A 17,419-nucleotide genomic window follows, 5' to 3' on the forward strand; every position below is an offset into this window, starting at 1 on the left:
GCCGGCGCCACGGCCCCAGGCCTCCGGGCTCCAGCCGCCGGCCTGGCCCTCCCCGCCCGCCTCCGCCGCGCCGCCTGCCTGACCATTGCCCCAGGCGCTGCCGCCCCGCACCGGCACCGGCCCGCCCCAGGGCGAGGCGTGCGGCCCGGCCTCCTCCGGCACGGTGGCGGCCCGCTGCTGCAGCAGCTCATAGGCCGAGGCGCGGTCCACCGGCGTGTCGTACTTGCCGCCCAGCGGGCTGTGCCCGATCAGGGCCTGCCGCTCCTCCGGCGTGATGGTGCCCATGCGGGACTGCGGCGGGCGGATCCTCGTCCGCTGCACCGGCCCGGGCGCGCCGCCCGGCTGCAGGGTGGAGACCAGCGCCTCGCCGACGCCGAGCTCGGTGATCGCCGCCTCGGTGTCGAAGCCGGGATTGGCGCGGAAGGTCTGGGCGGCGGCGCGCACCGCCTTCTGGTCGGCCGGCGTGAAGGCGCGCAGCGCGTGCTGCACCCGGTTGCCGAGCTGGCCCAGCACGCCCTGCGGCACGTCGAGCGGGTTCTGCGTGACGAAATAGACGCCGACGCCCTTGGAGCGGATCAGCCGAACCACCTGCTCCACCTTCTCCAGAAGCGCCCGGGGCGCGTCCTTGAACAGCAGGTGCGCCTCGTCGAAGAAGAAGACCAGCTTCGGCTTCTCCAGGTCGCCCACCTCCGGCAGCTCCTCGAACAGCTCGGAGAGCAGCCAGAGCAGGAAGGTGGCGTAGAGGCGCGGCCGCTGCACCAGCTCGTCCGCCGCCAGCACGTTCACCGCGCCGCGCCCGTCCGGGGCCAGCAGCATCAGGTCGGTCAGCGCCAGGGCCGGCTCGCCGAAGAAATGCTCGGCGCCCTGCTGCTCCAGCACCAGCAGGCGGCGCTGGATGGTGCCGATGGTCGCCTTGCTGACATTGCCGTACTCGGCGGAAAGCTCCGCGGCGCGCTCCGCCACATGGCCCAGGATGGCGCGCAGATCCTTGAAGTCGAGCAGCAGCAGGCCGTCATCGTCGGCCAGGGCGAAGGCGATGTTGAGCACGCCCTCCTGGGTGTCGTTCAGCTCCAGCAGGCGGGCGAGCAGGAGCGGCCCCATCTCCGCCACCGTGGCGCGGATCGGGTGGCCCTGGCGGCCGAAGACGTCCCAGAAGACGACGGGCGCGCCCTCATAGGCGAAGTCGGCGACGCCGGTCGCCGCCGCCCGCTGCTCCACCTTGGGGTTCGGCCGGCCGGGCTGGCTGATGCCCGAGAGGTCGCCCTTGATGTCGGCGCAGAAGACCGGGACGCCGGCGCGCGAGAAGGCCTCGGCCATGACCTGGAGCGTGATGGTCTTGCCGGTTCCGGTGGCGCCGGCCACCAGCCCGTGCCGGTTGGCGAGCGCCAGGTGCAGCCATTGCGGCGTGTCGCTGGCGCCCAGGAGAATCGCTTGGTCCATCGGTCGTCTCTCGCTCGGGCGGGCCGGGGACGTCCATGCAGCCATGCGCCGTGCCGCCTGTCCAGCGAAGCCGCGCCCTCCCGCCCCTCCGCCGCGCGGTCCGGGCCGCGGCCCGGGGGCTCGCCTGTTGGCTTGCCCGCCCGGCTGCGCTACCTCCAGCCCGGAGTCCACCACCCGCCGGTGGCGCCCGGGACCCTGCCCGGCCCACCGGTCTCCCCCCCGCCCTCCTGCCGGAGCGCCGTCATGCCCCCTGCCGATCCCGCCGCCCCCCTCGCGGACACGCCGATCAAGGACACCGATGCCGGGATGCCGGTCTCGCAGCGCCCGGAGAGCTTCCGCTACAGCCCGATGCTGCCGCTGGGCGAGGACAGGACCGCCTACCGCAAGCTGCCGATCGAGGGCGTGCGGGTCATCGAGGTCGAGGGCCGCAAGGTCCTGAAGGTGAGCCCGCAGGCGCTGGAGGAGCTGGCCTTCACCGCCTGCAGGGAAGTCAGCCACTTCCTCCGCCCCGGCCACCTGGAGCAGCTGGCGCGGATCCTGAAGGATCCCGAGGCTAGCGCCAATGACCGCTTCGTGGCGCTCGACCTGCTGAAGAACGCCTCGATCGCGGCCGGTGGCGTGCTGCCGATGTGCCAGGACACCGGCACCGCGATCGTCTTCGGCAAGAAGGGCCAGCGGGTCTGGATCGAGGGTGACGAGGAGGAGGCGCTCTCCTACGGCGTGCACCGCACCTATACCGAGACCAACCTGCGCTACTCGCAGATGGCGCCGCTCTCGATGTTCGAGGAGGTGAACACCGGCAACAACCTCCCCGTCCAGTTCGACATCTACGCCTCCCCCGGCGACCACCATGCGGACGAGTTCCACATGATGTTCGTGCTGAAGGGCGGCGGATCGGCCAACAAGACCTTCCTCTACCAGCAGACCCGCGCGGTGCTGAACAAGCCGAAGCTGCTGGCCTTCCTGGAGGAGAAGATCAAGACGCTCGGCACCTCGGCCTGCCCGCCCTACCACCTGGCCATCGTCATCGGCGGCACCTCGGCCGAGACGACGCTGAAGACCGTCAAGCTCGCCTCCACCCGCTACCTCGACGCGCTGCCGACCACGGGCGACAGGTCCGGCCACGGCCTGCGCGACCCCGAGCTGGAGGCGGAGGTGCACAAGCTGACGCAGAACCTCGGCATCGGCGCGCAGTTCGGCGGCAAGTACTTCTGCCACGACGTCCGCGTCATCCGGCTGCCGCGCCACGGCGCGTCCCTGCCCATCGGCATCGGCGTCTCCTGCTCGGCGGACCGGCAGATCAAGGCCAAGATCACGCCGGAGGGCGTGTTCCTGGAGGCGCTGGAGCACGATCCGGCCCGCTTCCTGCCGGAGGCGACCGACGAGATCCTGGGCGGGGAAGTGGTCCGCATCGACCTCAACCGGCCGATGGACGAGATCCGCGCCGAGCTGAGCCGCCACCCGGTCAAGACCCGCGTCTCGCTGACCGGCACCATCGTGGTGGCGCGCGACATCGCCCATGCCAAGCTGCAGGAGCGGCTGGACCGTGGCGAAGGCCTGCCGCAGTACATCAAGGACCACCCCGTCTACTACGCCGGCCCGGCCAAGACGCCGCAGGGCCTGCCCACCGGCTCCTTCGGCCCGACCACGGCCGGCCGCATGGACAGCTATGTCGCCGGCTTCCAGGCCGCCGGCGGCTCGCTGGTGATGCTGGCCAAGGGCAACCGCTCCAAGGCGGTGACCCGGTCCTGCCAGGAGCATGGCGGCTTCTACCTAGGCTCGGTCGGCGGTCCCGCCGCCCGGCTGGCGCAGGACTGCATCCGCAAGGTCGAGGTGCTGGAGTATCCGGAGCTCGGCATGGAGGCGATCTGGAAGATCGAGGTGGAGGACTTCCCGGCCTTCATCGTCGTGGACGACAAGGGCAACGACTTCTACGACGGGCTGGAATAGGCCCATGCCACGCCGCCTGATCTCCTCCGGCAGCCGCTTCGAGGAGGACATCGGCTATTCCCGCGCCGTGGTCGTGGGCGATACCGTCTATGTCTCCGGCACCACCGGCTACGACTACGCGACCATGACCATCGCGGAGGGCGTGGTGGAGCAGGCCGAGCAGTGCTTCCGCAACATCCAGGCGGCGCTGGCCGAGGCCGGCTCCAGCCTGGACGAAGTGGTGCGCGCCACCTTCATCGTGCCGCGGCGCGAGGATTGGGAGCCCTGCTGGCCGGTGACGCGGAAGTGGCTCGGCCGGGCGCGCCCCGCCTCCACCCTGCTCCATGCCGGGCTGCAGACGGATGCGATGCGGATCGAGATCGAGGTCATGGCGCGGATCGGCAGCGCCCTGCCGCCAGGAAAGGAAGGCTGATGCGTTTCTCGGTGGACCGGCTGGACCATCTGGTCATCACCTGCCGCGACGTGGAGGTCAGCGCCTCCTGGTACCAGCGCGTGCTGGGCATGGACCGCGAGGCCTTCGGCGAGGAGCGGCGGACGGCGCTGCGCTTCGGCGGGCAGAAGCTCAACCTGCGCCCGGAGACGGCGACGCAGGAGGCCTGGTTCAGCGGCGAGGCCGCGGCACCGGGGACGCAGGATCTCTGCTTCGTCGTGGCGGTGACGGCGCAGGACGTGGTCGCGCATCTGCACGAATGCGGCGTCACCATCGAGAAGGGGCCGGTGCCCAAGGCCGGAGCGCTGGGGCCGATCACCTCGGTCTATTGCCGCGACCCGGACCGCAACCTGATCGAGATCGCCACCTACGGCCCGCGCGCCTGAGGGGCTGCGGAAACATTCCTTTACCGGGCCTGCCACAATCTGGCTCGGATCCGGGATAGAATGGCCGCTGTCCAAGCCCTGGAGGGCGTCATGAAGTCCCGTTTCCGCACCCTGGCCCTGGCCGCCGCCGCCGGCTCCGCCCTGCTCCTCGCCACCCCGCCGGCGGAGGCTGGGGACTGGCACCGGCGCGGCCCCGGCGGTGGCGCCGTCGCCGCCGGCATCATCGGCGGGCTGGCCGTCGGCGCGCTGATCGGCGGCGCCGTTGCCGCCCCTCCGGCGGTGGTCTATCGCGAGCCGCCGCCGGCCTATTACGCGCCACCGCCGGTCGCCTACTACGCGCCGCCCCCGGCCTATTACGCCCCGCCCCCGGTCGCCTACTATGCACCGCCGCCGGCCTATTACGCCCCGCCGCCAGTCGCCTATTACGCGCCGCCGCCGCGCCCCTATCGCGGCTGGTAGGGGCGCGGTCACTTTCCGGACCGGCCCCCTTGTCACGGCGTCAGACGGGACCAATTGAGAACTACTCTCAATTAGGAGCGCCGCCGTGGCCGAGACCCGCACCGAGACCGCCCGCCCGGAAACCGTCCGCACGGAAACCGACAGCCTGGGCACCATCGAGATCGAGGCCGGCCGCTACTGGGGCCCGCAGACGGAGCGGGCGCGGCGGCTCTTCCGGATCGGCACCGAGCGTTTCCCGCGCGGCCTGATCCGCGCCGTCGGCCTGCAGAAGCAGGCTTCCGCCGAGGCCAACAAGGCGCTGGGCGAATTGCCGGCCGAGATCGCCGATCCGATCATCGCCGCCGCCGCCGAGATCGCCGAGGGCCGGCGCGACGCCGACTTTCCCCTGCCCGTCTGGCAGACCGGCTCCGGCACCCAGACCAACATGAACGCCAACGAGGTCATCTCGAACCGCGCCAACGAGATGCTGGGCCAGCCGCTCGGCACCCGCAAGCCGGTGCATCCGAACGACCACGTCAACCGCGGCCAGTCCTCCAACGACAGCTTCCCGACCATGATGCACATCGCCGCCGCCGAGGCGGTGGAGCAGCGCCTGATCCCGGCGCTCGGCGTGCTGCGGGCGGCGCTGGAGAAGCGCGCCAGGGAATGGGGCGACATCGTCAAGGTCGGCCGCACCCACCTGATGGACGCCGTGCCGGTGACGCTGGGGCAGGAATTCGCCGCCTGGGCGGCGCAGGTGGCGCATGGCCAGGACCGGCTGCGGGGCGCCATGCCGCGCCTGCTGCTGCTGCCGCAGGGCGGCACCGCCGTCGGCACCGGGCTGAACCGCCACAAGGACTTCGACACGATTTTCTGCGAGCGGGCGCGGGCGCTGACCGGGCTCGACTTCCAGCCCAACCCCAACAAGTTCGAGGGCATGGGGGCGGAGGATGCCTTCGTCGAGCTGTCGGGCGTGCTGAACACCCTGGCCGTCTCGCTGAACAAGATCGCCAACGACATCCGGCTGCTCGGCAGCGGCCCGCGCTCGGGTTTCTCCGAGCTGTTCATCCCGGCCGACGGCCTCTCCTCCTCCATCATGCCGGGCAAGACCAACCCGACCCAGTCGGAGGCGATGACCATGGTCGCCGCCCAGGTCATGGGCAACCACGTCACCATCACCGTGGGCGGCGCGCAGGGGCATCTGGAGCTGAACGTCTTCAAGCCGGTGATCATCAACGCCACCCTGCAGTCGGTCGCGCTGCTGGCCGATGTCGCCGAGAGCTTCGCCCACAACATGGTGGACAAGCTGGAGCCCAACCGTCCCCGCATCGCCGAGAACCTGGCCAAGTCGCTGATGCTGGTGACGGTGCTGAACCCCCGCATCGGCTATGACAAGGCGGTGCAGATCGGCAAGAAGGCCCTGGCCGAGAACCTGACGCTGCGCGACGCCGCGGAGCAGCTCGGCTATGTGAAGCCCGAGGATTTCGACGCCTGGGTGAAGCCGGAGCTGATGGTCTCCCCCGGCGCCTCGCTGGACGGGGCGGGCTGAGGCGGCGGGGATGACGGGGCGCCATCTGCTGAAGCGGTCCTTCACCCTGGCCGGCCACCGCACCAGCGTGGCCCTGGAGGCGCCCTTCTGGACGGCGCTGGAGCTGATCGCCGCCCGCCGGGCCCAGACCCTCTCGGCCCTGGTCCAGGGCGTGGATGCCGGGCGCGCCGACCCGGACCTGCCGCTGGCGAGCGCTCTGCGCGTGCATGCGCTGCAGCAGGTCATCGGGCCGGAGGCGGAGGCGGCGGAGGCGGCCCCCGGCGAGGGGGAGGTCATGCTGCCGGCCCGCTGAGCCGGGCGAAGGCCGGGGCTCAGCGCGTGGCGCGCCAGCGCAGCCAGTCGGCCAGTTCCGGCACGTGCCGCAACTGGTTCAGCGGACCGGTCAGCCGCAGGCCGAAGCCTGGCCCGCCCGGGGATCCACCCGGCGGATCGGCCGGCCGGGTGGCCAGCAGCAGTTCCATGCCGCCGCGCGCCGGATCGAACTCGCCCGACAGGGTCGCCGCCAGCGCGGCTCCGCCCGGCACCGCCTCGGCGGCATCGCCCACCGCCAGCCGGCCATCCTGCAGAAGGATGCGGCCGGCTTCCAGCCGTACCCCGGCCTCCAGCGCCTCGAAGGCGGTGGCGCCGCCGAGCAGCGCGGCCCGGAGGCCCGCCTCGGCCTGATCCAGCGCCGGAAGCTCGGCCGCCATCGCCGCGGCCCGCAGGTCGGCGCCGCGGAGGACGCCATCGCGCACCGCCACCTGCCCCTCCCCCGACAGGGTCGCCAGCATCGCCGCCGGACTGTGGCCGGTGGCGTGGAGCCGCAGCCCGGCCTCCATCTGCCCGGCCGTGAGATCGATGGGCAGGCCGGTGAGCGGTCCGGTCAGCGCCAGGTCGGAGACGTCCAGCCGCAGGTCCAGCGCCCGGGGCATCGCGGCGGCGTTCAGCTCCAGCGCCCCGGCCAGCCGGCCGCCGGTCAGCAGCGCCTGCATCTCCTCGAGCCGCAGCACGCGGTCGCGCAGCAGCAGCCGGGCCGAGGCCTGTTCCAGCGGCGGCAGCGTGGCGGGCTCCAGCCTTTGCGCCGAGAGGGCCAGCTCGGCATCCAGCCATCCCAGCATCTCGAGCGGCAGCGGCTCGCGCGAGCGCCAGTCGGGATCGGGCAGCGGCAGGCGCTCGGCGGCCAGGCGGCCGGTCAGCCGGGGTCGCGGCGCCGCCAGGTCGAGCCCCAGCTGGCCACCGAGGCGCAGCCCGGCCGCGACGAGGTCGAGGCTTTCGGCCCGCAGCTCCCGCGGCGCGGCGGCGAGATTGGCGATCAGCGAGAAGGAGCCCTGGCCCAGCCAGGCGGGGGCGGACAGGCCCATCTCCTCGAGCAGGCGCGGCGCGCCCGGATGGCGCAGGGTGAGCGCGCCGGCATAGCGCGGCTGGCGGAGGTCCAGCGCGCCATTCACCTCGCCCCGCAGGTCGCCGAATTCCAGGTTGCCCCGCACGGCCAGCGCCTCGAAGGCCCCGCTGGCGGCGAGGCGGAGCGCCAGCGCGCCCTGGCCCAGCGCCACCCCGTCGGGCCACGGGCCGGGCAGCAGCGCCATCAACGGCGCAGCGCGCGGCGCGGTGACCTCGAAGGCCAGATCGGTGAAGCGGGGCGCCTCGCCGAGCTGGACCACGCCGGAGAGCGCCAGGTCGCTTTCCGCCATCCGGGCGCCGATGCGCCGCGCCGTCAGCCGGCCGTTCTCCAGCGAGGCGTCGGCGCTGAGCCCCTCCAGCACCAGGGCGCCGTAGCGGGCGTGCTCGGCGTTGAGGCGCAGGTTGAGGTCGATCGCGGCGAGCCGCTGACGCGCGCCGGCCCAGCCGGCGCCCTCCGGCCACCAGCCGTCCAGCCGCAGCTCCTCGAAGGTCAGTCCGAGGCCGAGCGCCGGGCGGCCGCCGAAGCGCCAGACGCCCGCCCCGGACACCCGGCCGCCATCCAGCGTCCCGGTGAAATCGGAGACCGCCAGCTGCGCCTCGTCGAGCAGCAGCTTCAGCTGGCCCTCCCCCTCGCGCAGGCGGGCCGGGTCGGTCCCCTCCAGCGGCAGGCCGAGCGCCAGCAGCGTGGTGCGCAGGGCGGTGCCCTGGAACCGCAGCCACCCCTCCAGCCGCGCCGGGCGCCCGGGGCCCGGCCGCGTGGTGGTGGCGCCGTTCAGCGACACCTCGGTGTCGCCGGGCAGCAGGGCGCCGACATCGCGCAGCGTCAGCCGGTCGTTCTCCAGCAGGGCGGCGCCCCGCAGGCGACGCAGGGTCAGGCCGCGGTAGCTGGCAGCCTCGGCCGACAGATCGACGCCGAAGGGCAGCGGCAGCGGCCCGGCGCTCCGCAGGGCCGCGATCCAGGGGTCGAGGTCGACCCGCCCGGTCGCCAGGGCGAGATCGAGGCGTGGCGAGGGCGCCAGGCGCAGTGTCGCCGCGCCGCGCGCCGGGCTGCCGCCGATGTCGAGGTTGAGCTCGTCGGCGGTGAGCAGCTCGGCGGTCAGGCTGAGCCGGCCGCGCAGGCGGAAGCTGCCGGGGGGCGCGGGCAGCAGGGCGGCGAGGTCGCTGCCGCCCCCCTGCGCCACCCCTTCGAAGCCGCCCTCCGGCAGCAGCACGCCGCTGGCGGACAGCGAGGCCTTGGCGCCGCTGAGCGTCAGGTTCAGCGGCGCCACCCCGTCCGGCCCGGCGCGGCCGAGTACCGTCTCGAAGTCGAACTCGGTCTGGCGGAAGCGGAAATGCCCGCGCAGGCCGAGCGCGTCGGACGGGCCGGCGGCGACCAGGCTGGCCTGCACCTGCTCCAGCGTGATGCCGCCCAGCATGACGCGGGAATCCTGGATGCGGCCCTGCAGCTCGGTCAGCCAGGGTGGCGGGCGGAAGGCCTGGCCCGGCGCCGGCGGCCAGGGCAGGCGGATCTCGGCGCCGACCAGCGCGACCTCGCGCGGCTCCAGCCGCAGGCCGAGCAGGGCCAGCCAGTCGAGCCGCAGGCGCAGCGCGCGCGCGGTGACCGAGATCTGCGCGTCCGGCCCGCCCACCGTCACGCCGCCGGCCTCCAGCATCGGCTGCGGCAGCAGGGTCAGGCTGACCGGCCCCGCCAGCGCCACCGGCTGGCCCAGCCGCCCGGCCGCCAGGATGGCCAGCCGGTCGCGGTGCTGGTCCCAGTTGGTCAGGCGCGGGCCGAACCAGGCGGCGGCCAGCACCAGCAGGGGCAGCAGCGCGAGGGCGATCCAGCTGGTCCGGCGAAGGCGGGGCCGTTGTCGCATCAGGGGGCGGGCCGTCCCCAGCCGCCACCGCCCGGCGTCTCCAGGCCGAGCACCTCGCCCGCCACCAGCTCGGCGCTGTCACGGCCGCCGAGCGGCTCGATGCTGCCATCGACCCGCTCCACCCATTGCCGGCCGGGCGCGCCATCGGCACCGCCGTGCAGCCCGTGCGGCGGCACCTCGCGGCGCGAGGCGACGATGATGGCCTGCATCGGCCGCAGGAAGCGGATGCGCCGCCGCGCGCCGTCGCCGCCCCGCCATTGCCCGGCGCCGCCCGAGCCGCGCCGGATCGAGAACTCCTCCAGCCGGACGGGGTAGCGCAGTTCCAGGATCTCGGGGTCGGTCATGCGCGTGTTGGTCATGTGCGTCTGCACCGCCGAGGCGCCGTCGAAGCCCGGGCCGGCGCCGACGCCGCCGCAGACCGTCTCGTAGTACTGGTAGGTGTCGTCGCCGAAGAGCAGGTTGTTCATCGTCGCCTGGGCGGAGGCGCAGGCATCCAGCGCCGCCAGCAGGGCGTTGCAGACGGCCTGCGACACCTCGGTATTGCCGGCGACCACGGCGGCGCCGGGGCGCGGCGAGAGGAAGGTGCCCTCCGGCAGGACGATGGTGAGCGGCACCAGGCAGCCGTCGTTCAGCGGGATGTCGCCGCCCGCGAGACAGCGGAAGCAGTACAGCACCACGGAATGCAGCACCTGCGGCGGCGCGTTGAAGTTGCCGGGGCTCTGCTCGCCGGTGCCGGTGAAGTCGATGACGGCGGACCGCTCGGCCCGGTTCACCCGCACCGCGACATGCAGCGGCCTGCCGTCGTCCATGGTGTAGTGGAACGCGCCATCGGACAGACGGTCGATGGCGGCGCGGACGCTGGCCTCGGCATTGTCCATGACGTGGCGCATATAGGCCCGCACCGTCTCCAGCCCGAAGGCGCGGACGGCGCGGCGCATCTCCTGCGCGCCGGTCTCGTTGGCGGCGACCTGGGCCTTCACATCCGCCACGTTCACATCCGGGCTGCGGGCGGGATACTTCGCGCCGCCCAGCAGGGCGCGGAACTCGGCCTCGCGGAAATGCCCGCCATCGACCAGCAGGAAGTCGTCGATGACGACGCCCTCCTCCTCCAGGGTGCGGGATTGCGGCGGCGTCGAGCCGGGGGTCAGCCCGCCGATATCGGCGTGATGCCCGCGCGAGCCGGTGAAGAACAGGATCTCCCGTCCCGCCTCGTCGAAGACGGGGGTGATGACGGTGATGTCCGGCAGGTGGTTGCCGCCGTTGGACGGATTGTTCAGCGCCACCACGTCGCCCGGCTTCAGCGTCCGGCCGCGGCTGCGGATGACGGTGCGCACGCTCTCGCCCATGGCGCCCAGATGCACGGGCACATGCGGCGCATTGGCCACCAGCCGACCCTGCGCGTCGAAGATGGCGCAGGAGAAGTCGAGCCGTTCCTTGATGTTGACGCTGAGCGAGGTGTTCTGCAGCACCGTGCCGGTCTGCTCGGCGATGCTCATGAACAGGTTGTTGAACAGCTCCAGCAGCACCGGGTCCGGCCGCGCCGCCTCGCCCTCCGCCGGCGCGGCGCCGGCCGCCGCCCGCGCCTCGGAGCGGCGCAGGATCATGTGGTTGGCCGCCGTCACCTCGGCCGTCCAGCCGGGCTCGACCACCGTGGTCGCGGTGCTCTCGCGGATCAGCGCCGGGCCCGGCAGGCGGTCCCCGGCGCGCAGCGCCTCGCGGTCGAAGACCGGCGCGGCCTGCTCGGCGCCGGCGGTGAAGAGGCTGATCGTGTCGATCGGCGCCGGCCCCCGGCCCGCCGCGCGCGGCGGCAGGGCCGGCTCGTCGATCGCCTCGCCCGGCGCGATGCTTTCCACCACGCAGGCCTCGACCAGCACCGGCCGCTCGGGGGTGGCGAAGCCGAAGCGGCGGCGATGCGCCTCCGTGAAGGCCTCCAGCACCGTCTCGTGGTCATCGAGGGGAACGGGCAGGAAGCTGTCGGTGCCGGCATAGCGCAGGTGCAGGCGCGGCTCGGAGCGCAGCCGCGCGGGATCGGCGCCCTGCGCCGCCAGGGCGGCACGGCCCTTCCCGCCCAGCGCCTCCGCCGTGGCGACCAGATCCGCCATGCCCTCGGGCGAGAGCGGCGCCTCGACCGCCGCCTCCTCGATCACGCTCTGGTCGGCGAGGCCCATGCCATAGGCCGAGAGCACGCCGGCGAAGGGGTGGAGGAAGACCGTGTCCATGCCCAGCGCGTCGGCCACCAGGCAGGCGTGCTGGCCGCCGGCGCCGCCGAAGCAGGTCAGGACATGGCGGGCGGCGTCATGCCCCTTCTGGATCGAGACCTGCTTGATGGCCTGCGCCATGTTGGCGACGGCGATGCGCAGGAAGCCCTCGGCCACCGCGCGCGGGTCCTGCTCCGGCTGGCCGGTGGCGGCGGCGATCTCGCGCGCCAGGGCCACGAACTTCTCGCGCACCACCGCGGCATCCAGCGGCGCATTCCCCTCCGGCCCGAAGATCGGCGGGAAATGCGCCGGCTGGATCTTGCCGGTCATGACATTGGCGTCGGTCACGGTCAGCGGCCCGCCGCGGCGGTAGCAGGCCGGGCCCGGCACGGCGCCGGCGCTCTCCGGGCCGACGCGCAGCCGGGCGCCGTCGAAGGCCAGGATCGAGCCGCCACCGGCCGCCACCGTGTTGATCGCCATCATCGGCGCCCGCATCCGGACGCCGGCCACCACCGTCTCGAAGGCGCGCTCGAACTGCCCGGCATAGAGGGCGACATCGGTCGAGGTGCCGCCCATGTCGAAGCCGATGATCCGGTCGAAGCCAGCCATGCCGGCGGTGCGGGCGGCGCCGACGATGCCGCCCGCCGGGCCGGAGAGGATGGCGTCCTTGCCCTGGAACCGCTCGGCCAGGATCAGCCCGCCGGAGGATTGCATGAAGTAGAGCGGCACGCCGGGAAGCTGCCCGGCCACCTGCTCCACGTAGCGGCGCAGGATGGGGGAGAGGTAGGCATCGACCACGGTGGTGTCGCCGCGCGGCACGATGCGCGGCAGCGGCGAGGCCTGGTGGCTCAGGCTGACCTGCGTATAGCCCATCCCGCGCGCCATCGCGCCCAGGCGCAGCTCGTGCTCCGGGTTGGTCCAGGCATGCATCAGCACGATGGCGACGGCCCGGAAGCCCTCCGCGAGGCCCGCCTCCAGCGCGGCGCGCGCGGCCGCCTCGTCGAGCGCCTCGATCTCCCGGCCGTCGGCGGCGATGCGGCCGCCGACCTCGACCGCGCGCTCATGCAGCAGCTCGGGCAGGCGGATGTCGAGGTCGAACAGGCGCGGCCGGGCCTGGTTGCCGATGCGGAGCGCGTCGGCGAAGCCGCGATTGACCAGCAGCAGGACCCGCTCGCCCTTGCGCTCCAGCAGGGCGTTGGTGGCGACGGTGGTGCCCATCCGGACGGCGGCGACGGTGCCGGGCGGCACCGGCTGGCCTTCCTCGAGGCCCAGGCAGGCGCGGATGCCGGCCACGGCGGCGTCGCGGTAGCGGCCCGGATTCTCCGAGAGCAGCTTGCGGGTGGAGAGCCGCCCCGCCGGATCGCGCGCCACGATGTCGGTGAAGGTGCCGCCCCGGTCGATCCAGAACTCCCAGCCCGCTCCGCTCATCCCTGCTCCTTCCCGGCGGCCCCGCGCATCGACGCCCGCGCCGCCCGCCCACCCGCCCGTTTCCGCCTGTCCTGTGCCGCCGCCCCGCCGCGCATGCAAGCCCGTTCGCCACCACCCCGTTCGCCACCACATGGCATGGCAGCCTCGCCCGACGCATGGTAGGGGAAGGACAGGGCATGGAGGCAGACCAGTCTTGAGTTTGTGGGGGAAGATCCTCGGCGGCATGACCGGCTTCGCCATGGGCGGGCCGTTCGGCGCCGTCGTCGGCGCGGCGCTCGGCCATGCCGCGGACGAGGGCACGCGGGACGAGCTGGATGCCCGCCCGGAATCCCTGTCCCGCCTGACCAACCGCGACCAGATCTTCTCGGTCAGCGTCATCGTGCTCTCCGCCAAGCTGGCCAAGGCCGACGGGCCGGTGAAGCGGGAGGAGATCGACGCCTTCAAGCGCGTCTTCCGCATCCCGCCCGAGAACCAGCGGCAGGTCGGCCTGCTCTTCGACAAGGCGCGCGACGAGGCCGGCGGCTACGAGCCCTTCGCCCGGCGGCTCGGCGAGGTCTTCGCCGACAACCCGACCGTGCTCGAGGAAGTGCTGACCGCGCTGCACCATATCGCCCGCGCCGATGGGCCGATGACGCGGGGGGAGGCGATCTTCCTCGCCCGCGTGCGCCAGTCCTTCCGGCTGAACGATGCCGCCGGCAGCTTCCGCACCGGCTACGACCGGTCCACCCTGGCGCCGCCCCCGGTCACCGACGCCTATGCCGTGCTCGGCGTCTCCGCCACGGCGAGCGACCGGGAGGTGCGTCTCGCCTGGCGCCGGCTGATGCAGGAGCACCACCCGGACAGCCTGGCGGCGCGCGGCGTCCCGGCCGAGGGGGTGCGGCAGGCCTCCCAGCGCGTGGCCGAGATCAATGCCGCCTGGGACAGGGTGAAGCGGGAACGCGGCTTGTGAGGCAGGCGGCGGAGACCGCCCTGCCCTGCCGCGACCGGCCCAGCCCCAACCACGACGAGCGGCCCAGCGGCGCGCCGGTCGATATGCTGGTGCTGCACTACACCGGCATGCCGACGGGCCGCGCGGCGCTGGACCGCCTCTGCGACCCGGCGCCCCCGGCCCCGCTGCCGCGCGTCTCCTGCCACTATCTGGTGGAGGAGGATGGCGCGATCTGGCGCCTGGTGCCCGAATCGCGCCGCGCCTGGCATGCCGGCCTGTCCTTCTGGCGCGGCCGCAGCCTGCTGAACGCCACCAGCATCGGCATCGAGATCGTCAATCCGGGCCATGAATGGGGCTACCGGCCCTTCCCCGCGCTGCAGATGGCGGCCGTGGCCGAGCTTTGCCTCGACATCCTGTCCCGGCATCCGATCCCGCCCGGACACGTGGTGGCGCACAGCGACATCGCGCCGGACCGCAAGCAGGACCCCGGCGAGCTGTTCGACTGGCGCGGCCTGGCGGCCAATGGCATCGGCCTGTGGCCCGATGCGGCCGGGGATGACACCGGGGATGGAAGCGGCGAGGACCTGGTGGCGGCCGCCACGCTGCTGCGGCGGATCGGCTATGCCGTCGATCCCGCCGCGCCGCACCTGGCGCTCACCGCCTTCCAGCGCCACTGGCACCCGGAAGGGGTGGATGGCCGGGCCGGCAGCGGCACGCTGCGTCGCCTGGAATCGCTTGCCGCCCTGATGGAAGATCCCGGCAACGCCACACCTTATAATATATAGCTTCCAGGCATTCGCGGCTGTCGCGGGTAGAAGCGTAGCAATAATACACCTTATTCCAGAAAAGCGTTCCACCGGCGGGCGCGAGGCACCGGGCGCATTGACACCCGCCGGGCCCCGGCGCACATGCACACCGCGTCAGACGGCCGGGCGGCCGCTGGTCCCGGACAGGTTCCGGGGCTGGAGGAAAGTCCGGGCTCCACGGGAATACGGTGCCGGTCAACGGCCGGCGGGGGCGACCCCAGGGACAGTGCCACAGAAATCAAACCGCCGGGCCGGCTTGCCGCCCCGGCAAGGGTGAAACGGTGCGGTAAGAGCGCACCGCGCCCCTGGCAACAGGGGCGGCAGGGTAAACCCCACCGGGAGCAAGGCCGAATAGGGGTGGCCGGCGGGAGATCCGCGAGGGTCTCGGCCGCAGGGGCATTCCCGCCCCGCCACCCGGGTTGGCCGCGAGAGGCATGCCGCGAGGCGTGTCCCAGAGGAATGGTCGCCCCAGGGTCAGGCTTGCGCCAGGCTCTGGACAGAACCCGGCTTACAGGCCGTCTGACGCTCTTGACTCCCACCCATCACGTTTATTTACCGATTCACGTCGATTCGGCGCTGCGCCGTCTAAGCGCATGTTTTCCGTAATTTTATACAAGCACCGACGCGGGTTTTAAGCTTGCTGCCCAGAGTTAACCCATGATAATCCAGATTATCCCATGAACGGCTCGGAGCTCGGGGGGGCGAGGGGCCGATGAAGGGGATGGTCGGGTAGCTGGCGGGGTCGGGGGGCCCTGCCAGCCGCTTCCCCGGCCGGTCAGGCTTACCGCCGCAGGGGGACAGGGCGGCTTCATGACCCGCTTCATGGGGATGCACACGAATCGGCTGGACAAGAAGGGACGGGTCTCCGTCCCGGCGCCGTTTCGTGCCGTCCTGACCCAGCTGCAGAGCGAGGACCTGATCCTCCGCCCGTCGCACCAGCACAGCTGCCTGGAGGGCTGGCCGGCCACCGTCTTCGACGAGCTGGCGGACCGGCTGGAAGGCTTCGACGTCTTCTCCGAGGACCAGGACGACCTCTCCGCCGCGCTCTATGCCGAGGCCTGCCCGCTTCGCCCCGACGCCGATGGCCGGATCATGCTGCCCGAACACCTCATCGCCTTCGCCGGCCTGCAGGAGAACATCGTCTTCATGGGCCGCGGCCGCATCTTCGAGATCTGGGAGCCGGAAGGCGCGAAGCAGCGTGTCGCCCAGAGCCGACTCCAGGCGCGCGAGCGCGGCCTGACCCTGCCGCCGCGCGGCCCGCGCGCGCCGGAGGGCACGGCATGAGCGGGCATCGTCCGGTGATGCTGACCGAGGTCCTGGACAGCCTCGCCCCGCGCGACGGCGCCACCTACCTCGACGGCACCTTCGGCGGCGGCGGCTACGCGCGCGCCATCCTGGAGCGCGCCGCCTGCACCCTCTACGCCATCGACCGCGACCCGGACGCCATCGCCCGTGGCGCCAGCCTGCTCGCCGCCTTCCCCGAGCGGCTGAAGCTGGTCGAGGGCCGCTTCGGCGACATGCTGGAGCTGATGGCCGGCCACGGCGTGGCGGCGCTCGATGGCGTGGTGCTCGACCTCGGCGTCTCCTCCTTCCAGCTCGACCAGGCGGAGCGCGGCTTCTCCTTCCGCGGCGACGGCCCGCTCGACATGCGGATGGAGAAGAGCGGCCCCTCGGCGGCCGATCTGGTGAACCGCCTGCCCGAGGCGGAGCTGGCCGACATCCTCTGGCAGCTCGGCGAGGAGCGGCATTCCCGCCGCATCGCCCGCGCCATCCTGGCCGCCCGCCGCGAATCGCCGATCGAGACCACCGGCCAGCTGGTGCGCATCATCCATTCGGTGATGCCCCGCGATCCCTCCGGGATCGACAGCGCGACGCGATCCTTCCAGGCGCTGCGGCTGAAGGTGAACGACGAGCTGGGCGAGGTGGAGCGTGGCCTCGCCGCCGCCGCCAGGCTGCTCGCGCCCGGCGGGCGGCTGGTGGTGGTGGCCTTCCACTCGCTGGAGGACCGCATCGTCAAGCGTTTCATGCAGAGCGCCGCGGGCCGCGCCCCGGGCGCTTCGCGCCATGCGCCCTCCGCCATGCTGGCGGCCGGGCGCCGGCCGGAGTTCCGGCTCGTCACCAACAATGCCCTGCGTCCCGGGGAAGCCGAGGTCTCGGCCAATCCGCGCGCCCGTTCCGCCCGCCTGCGGGCTCTCGAGAAGCTGGAGGAGGCCTGATGTTCCGCCCCCTGACCGTGGTTGCCATCCTCGCCTTCAGCGCCGTGGGCTGGCACGTCTACCGCGCGGAGGAGGCGGCGGCGCAGCTCGACCGCGAGCTGCGTGACGTCAGCAGGCGCATCGAGGCGGCGCGCGAGCGCAGCCAGGTGCTGCGCGCCGAATGGGCCCTGCTGAACCAGCCGGAGCGGCTGCGCCAGGTGGCGCAGAAGCATCTGGCGCTGGACACCATGACGCCGTCCCAGTTCGTCCGCATGACCGAGCTGGAGCGCCGCCTGCCGGTGGCCGTGGCCTTCGCCGGCCCGGTGAGCCTGTTCGGGCCGGCGCCGGAGACCGCCCTCGCCGAGGCGGCGCTGCCGGTGCCGCCCGAGCCGCCGGCGGAGGCCCCCGCCCTGGCCGAGGCGCCGCGCCCGGCGC

Annotated in this window: 14 protein-coding genes and 1 other RNA gene; 12 read left to right on the forward strand and 3 right to left on the reverse strand. The window is 73.1% G+C overall.

Annotated features, from left to right (window positions below):
* The coding region (locus ACVMLK_RS14995) for a helicase HerA-like domain-containing protein (RefSeq protein WP_457486831.1) at positions 1–1,440 on the reverse strand (1,440 nt) is incomplete at its 3' end.
* A 306-nt stretch (positions 1,441–1,746) separates the two neighbouring features.
* Between ACVMLK_RS14995 and ACVMLK_RS15000 the strand changes: the two genes are divergently transcribed.
* The 6 genes from ACVMLK_RS15000 to ACVMLK_RS15025 all read left to right on the forward strand — a co-directional run bounded on the left by ACVMLK_RS15000 (position 1,747) and on the right by ACVMLK_RS15025 (position 6,485).
* Positions 1,747–3,390, forward strand: a complete 1,644-nt coding sequence (locus ACVMLK_RS15000) for a fumarate hydratase (RefSeq protein ID WP_198366204.1) — start codon at positions 1,747–1,749, stop codon at positions 3,388–3,390.
* Positions 3,391–3,394: 4 nt separating this feature from the next.
* A complete protein-coding gene (locus ACVMLK_RS15005) occupies positions 3,395–3,802 on the forward strand; it encodes a RidA family protein (protein WP_198366118.1) in 408 nt (135 codons plus the stop codon).
* Positions 3,802–4,206, forward strand: coding sequence for a VOC family protein (locus ACVMLK_RS15010; protein WP_198366117.1), 405 nt, complete (start codon positions 3,802–3,804; stop codon positions 4,204–4,206). The genes ACVMLK_RS15005 and ACVMLK_RS15010 overlap by 1 nt, the downstream gene beginning before the upstream one ends.
* Positions 4,207–4,296: 90 nt before the next feature.
* Positions 4,297–4,665, forward strand: coding sequence for a hypothetical protein (locus tag ACVMLK_RS15015; RefSeq protein ID WP_422921588.1), 369 nt, complete (start codon positions 4,297–4,299; stop codon positions 4,663–4,665).
* Positions 4,666–4,750: 85 nt separating this feature from the next.
* Positions 4,751–6,193 (forward strand): class II fumarate hydratase, encoded by a 1,443-nt coding sequence (locus tag ACVMLK_RS15020; RefSeq protein WP_457486832.1) that lies wholly within the window; start codon positions 4,751–4,753, stop codon positions 6,191–6,193.
* A gap of 10 nt (positions 6,194–6,203) precedes the next feature.
* Complete coding sequence (locus ACVMLK_RS15025) at positions 6,204–6,485, forward strand: ribbon-helix-helix domain-containing protein (protein WP_198366114.1); 282 nt, start codon at positions 6,204–6,206, stop codon at positions 6,483–6,485.
* A gap of 19 nt (positions 6,486–6,504) precedes the next feature.
* Here ACVMLK_RS15025 and ACVMLK_RS15030 read toward each other — a convergent pair whose 3' ends face one another.
* Both ACVMLK_RS15030 and ACVMLK_RS15035 read right to left on the reverse strand, forming a co-directional pair.
* A complete protein-coding gene (locus tag ACVMLK_RS15030; RefSeq protein WP_457486833.1) occupies positions 6,505–9,429 on the reverse strand; it encodes an AsmA family protein in 2,925 nt (974 codons plus the stop codon).
* Entirely contained in the window at positions 9,429–13,055 is a 3,627-nt protein-coding gene (locus ACVMLK_RS15035) for a hydantoinase B/oxoprolinase family protein (protein WP_457486834.1), read from the reverse strand. Before ACVMLK_RS15035 ends, ACVMLK_RS15030 begins: the two co-directional genes overlap by 1 nt.
* A 193-nt stretch (positions 13,056–13,248) precedes the next feature.
* Between ACVMLK_RS15035 and ACVMLK_RS15040 the strand changes: the two genes are divergently transcribed.
* From ACVMLK_RS15040 to ftsL, 6 genes are all read left to right on the forward strand, one after another.
* A complete protein-coding gene (locus ACVMLK_RS15040; RefSeq protein WP_422921593.1) occupies positions 13,249–14,004 on the forward strand; it encodes a TerB family tellurite resistance protein in 756 nt (251 codons plus the stop codon).
* The gene (locus tag ACVMLK_RS15045) at positions 14,001–14,768 is read left to right on the forward strand and encodes an N-acetylmuramoyl-L-alanine amidase (RefSeq protein ID WP_457486835.1); all 768 of its coding nucleotides are present in this window, start codon (positions 14,001–14,003) and stop codon (positions 14,766–14,768) included. Before ACVMLK_RS15040 ends, ACVMLK_RS15045 begins: the two co-directional genes overlap by 4 nt.
* A gap of 135 nt (positions 14,769–14,903) precedes the next feature.
* Positions 14,904–15,316, forward strand: an RNA gene (gene rnpB, locus ACVMLK_RS15050) — RNase P RNA component class A.
* A gap of 283 nt (positions 15,317–15,599) precedes the next feature.
* Entirely contained in the window at positions 15,600–16,073 is a 474-nt protein-coding gene (gene mraZ, locus ACVMLK_RS15055; protein ID WP_198366110.1) for a division/cell wall cluster transcriptional repressor MraZ, read from the forward strand.
* Positions 16,070–17,005 carry a 16S rRNA (cytosine(1402)-N(4))-methyltransferase RsmH gene (rsmH, locus tag ACVMLK_RS15060; protein ID WP_198366109.1) on the forward strand — a complete coding sequence of 312 codons (936 nt, stop codon included), beginning with the start codon at positions 16,070–16,072 and terminating at the stop codon, positions 17,003–17,005. The genes mraZ and rsmH overlap by 4 nt, the downstream gene beginning before the upstream one ends.
* A partial coding sequence (ftsL, locus tag ACVMLK_RS15065) for a cell division protein FtsL (RefSeq protein ID WP_457486836.1) occupies positions 17,005–17,419 on the forward strand: 415 nt, incomplete at its 3' end. The genes rsmH and ftsL, both read left to right, overlap by 1 nt.

This window comes from Teichococcus aerofrigidensis (assembly GCF_054073225.1).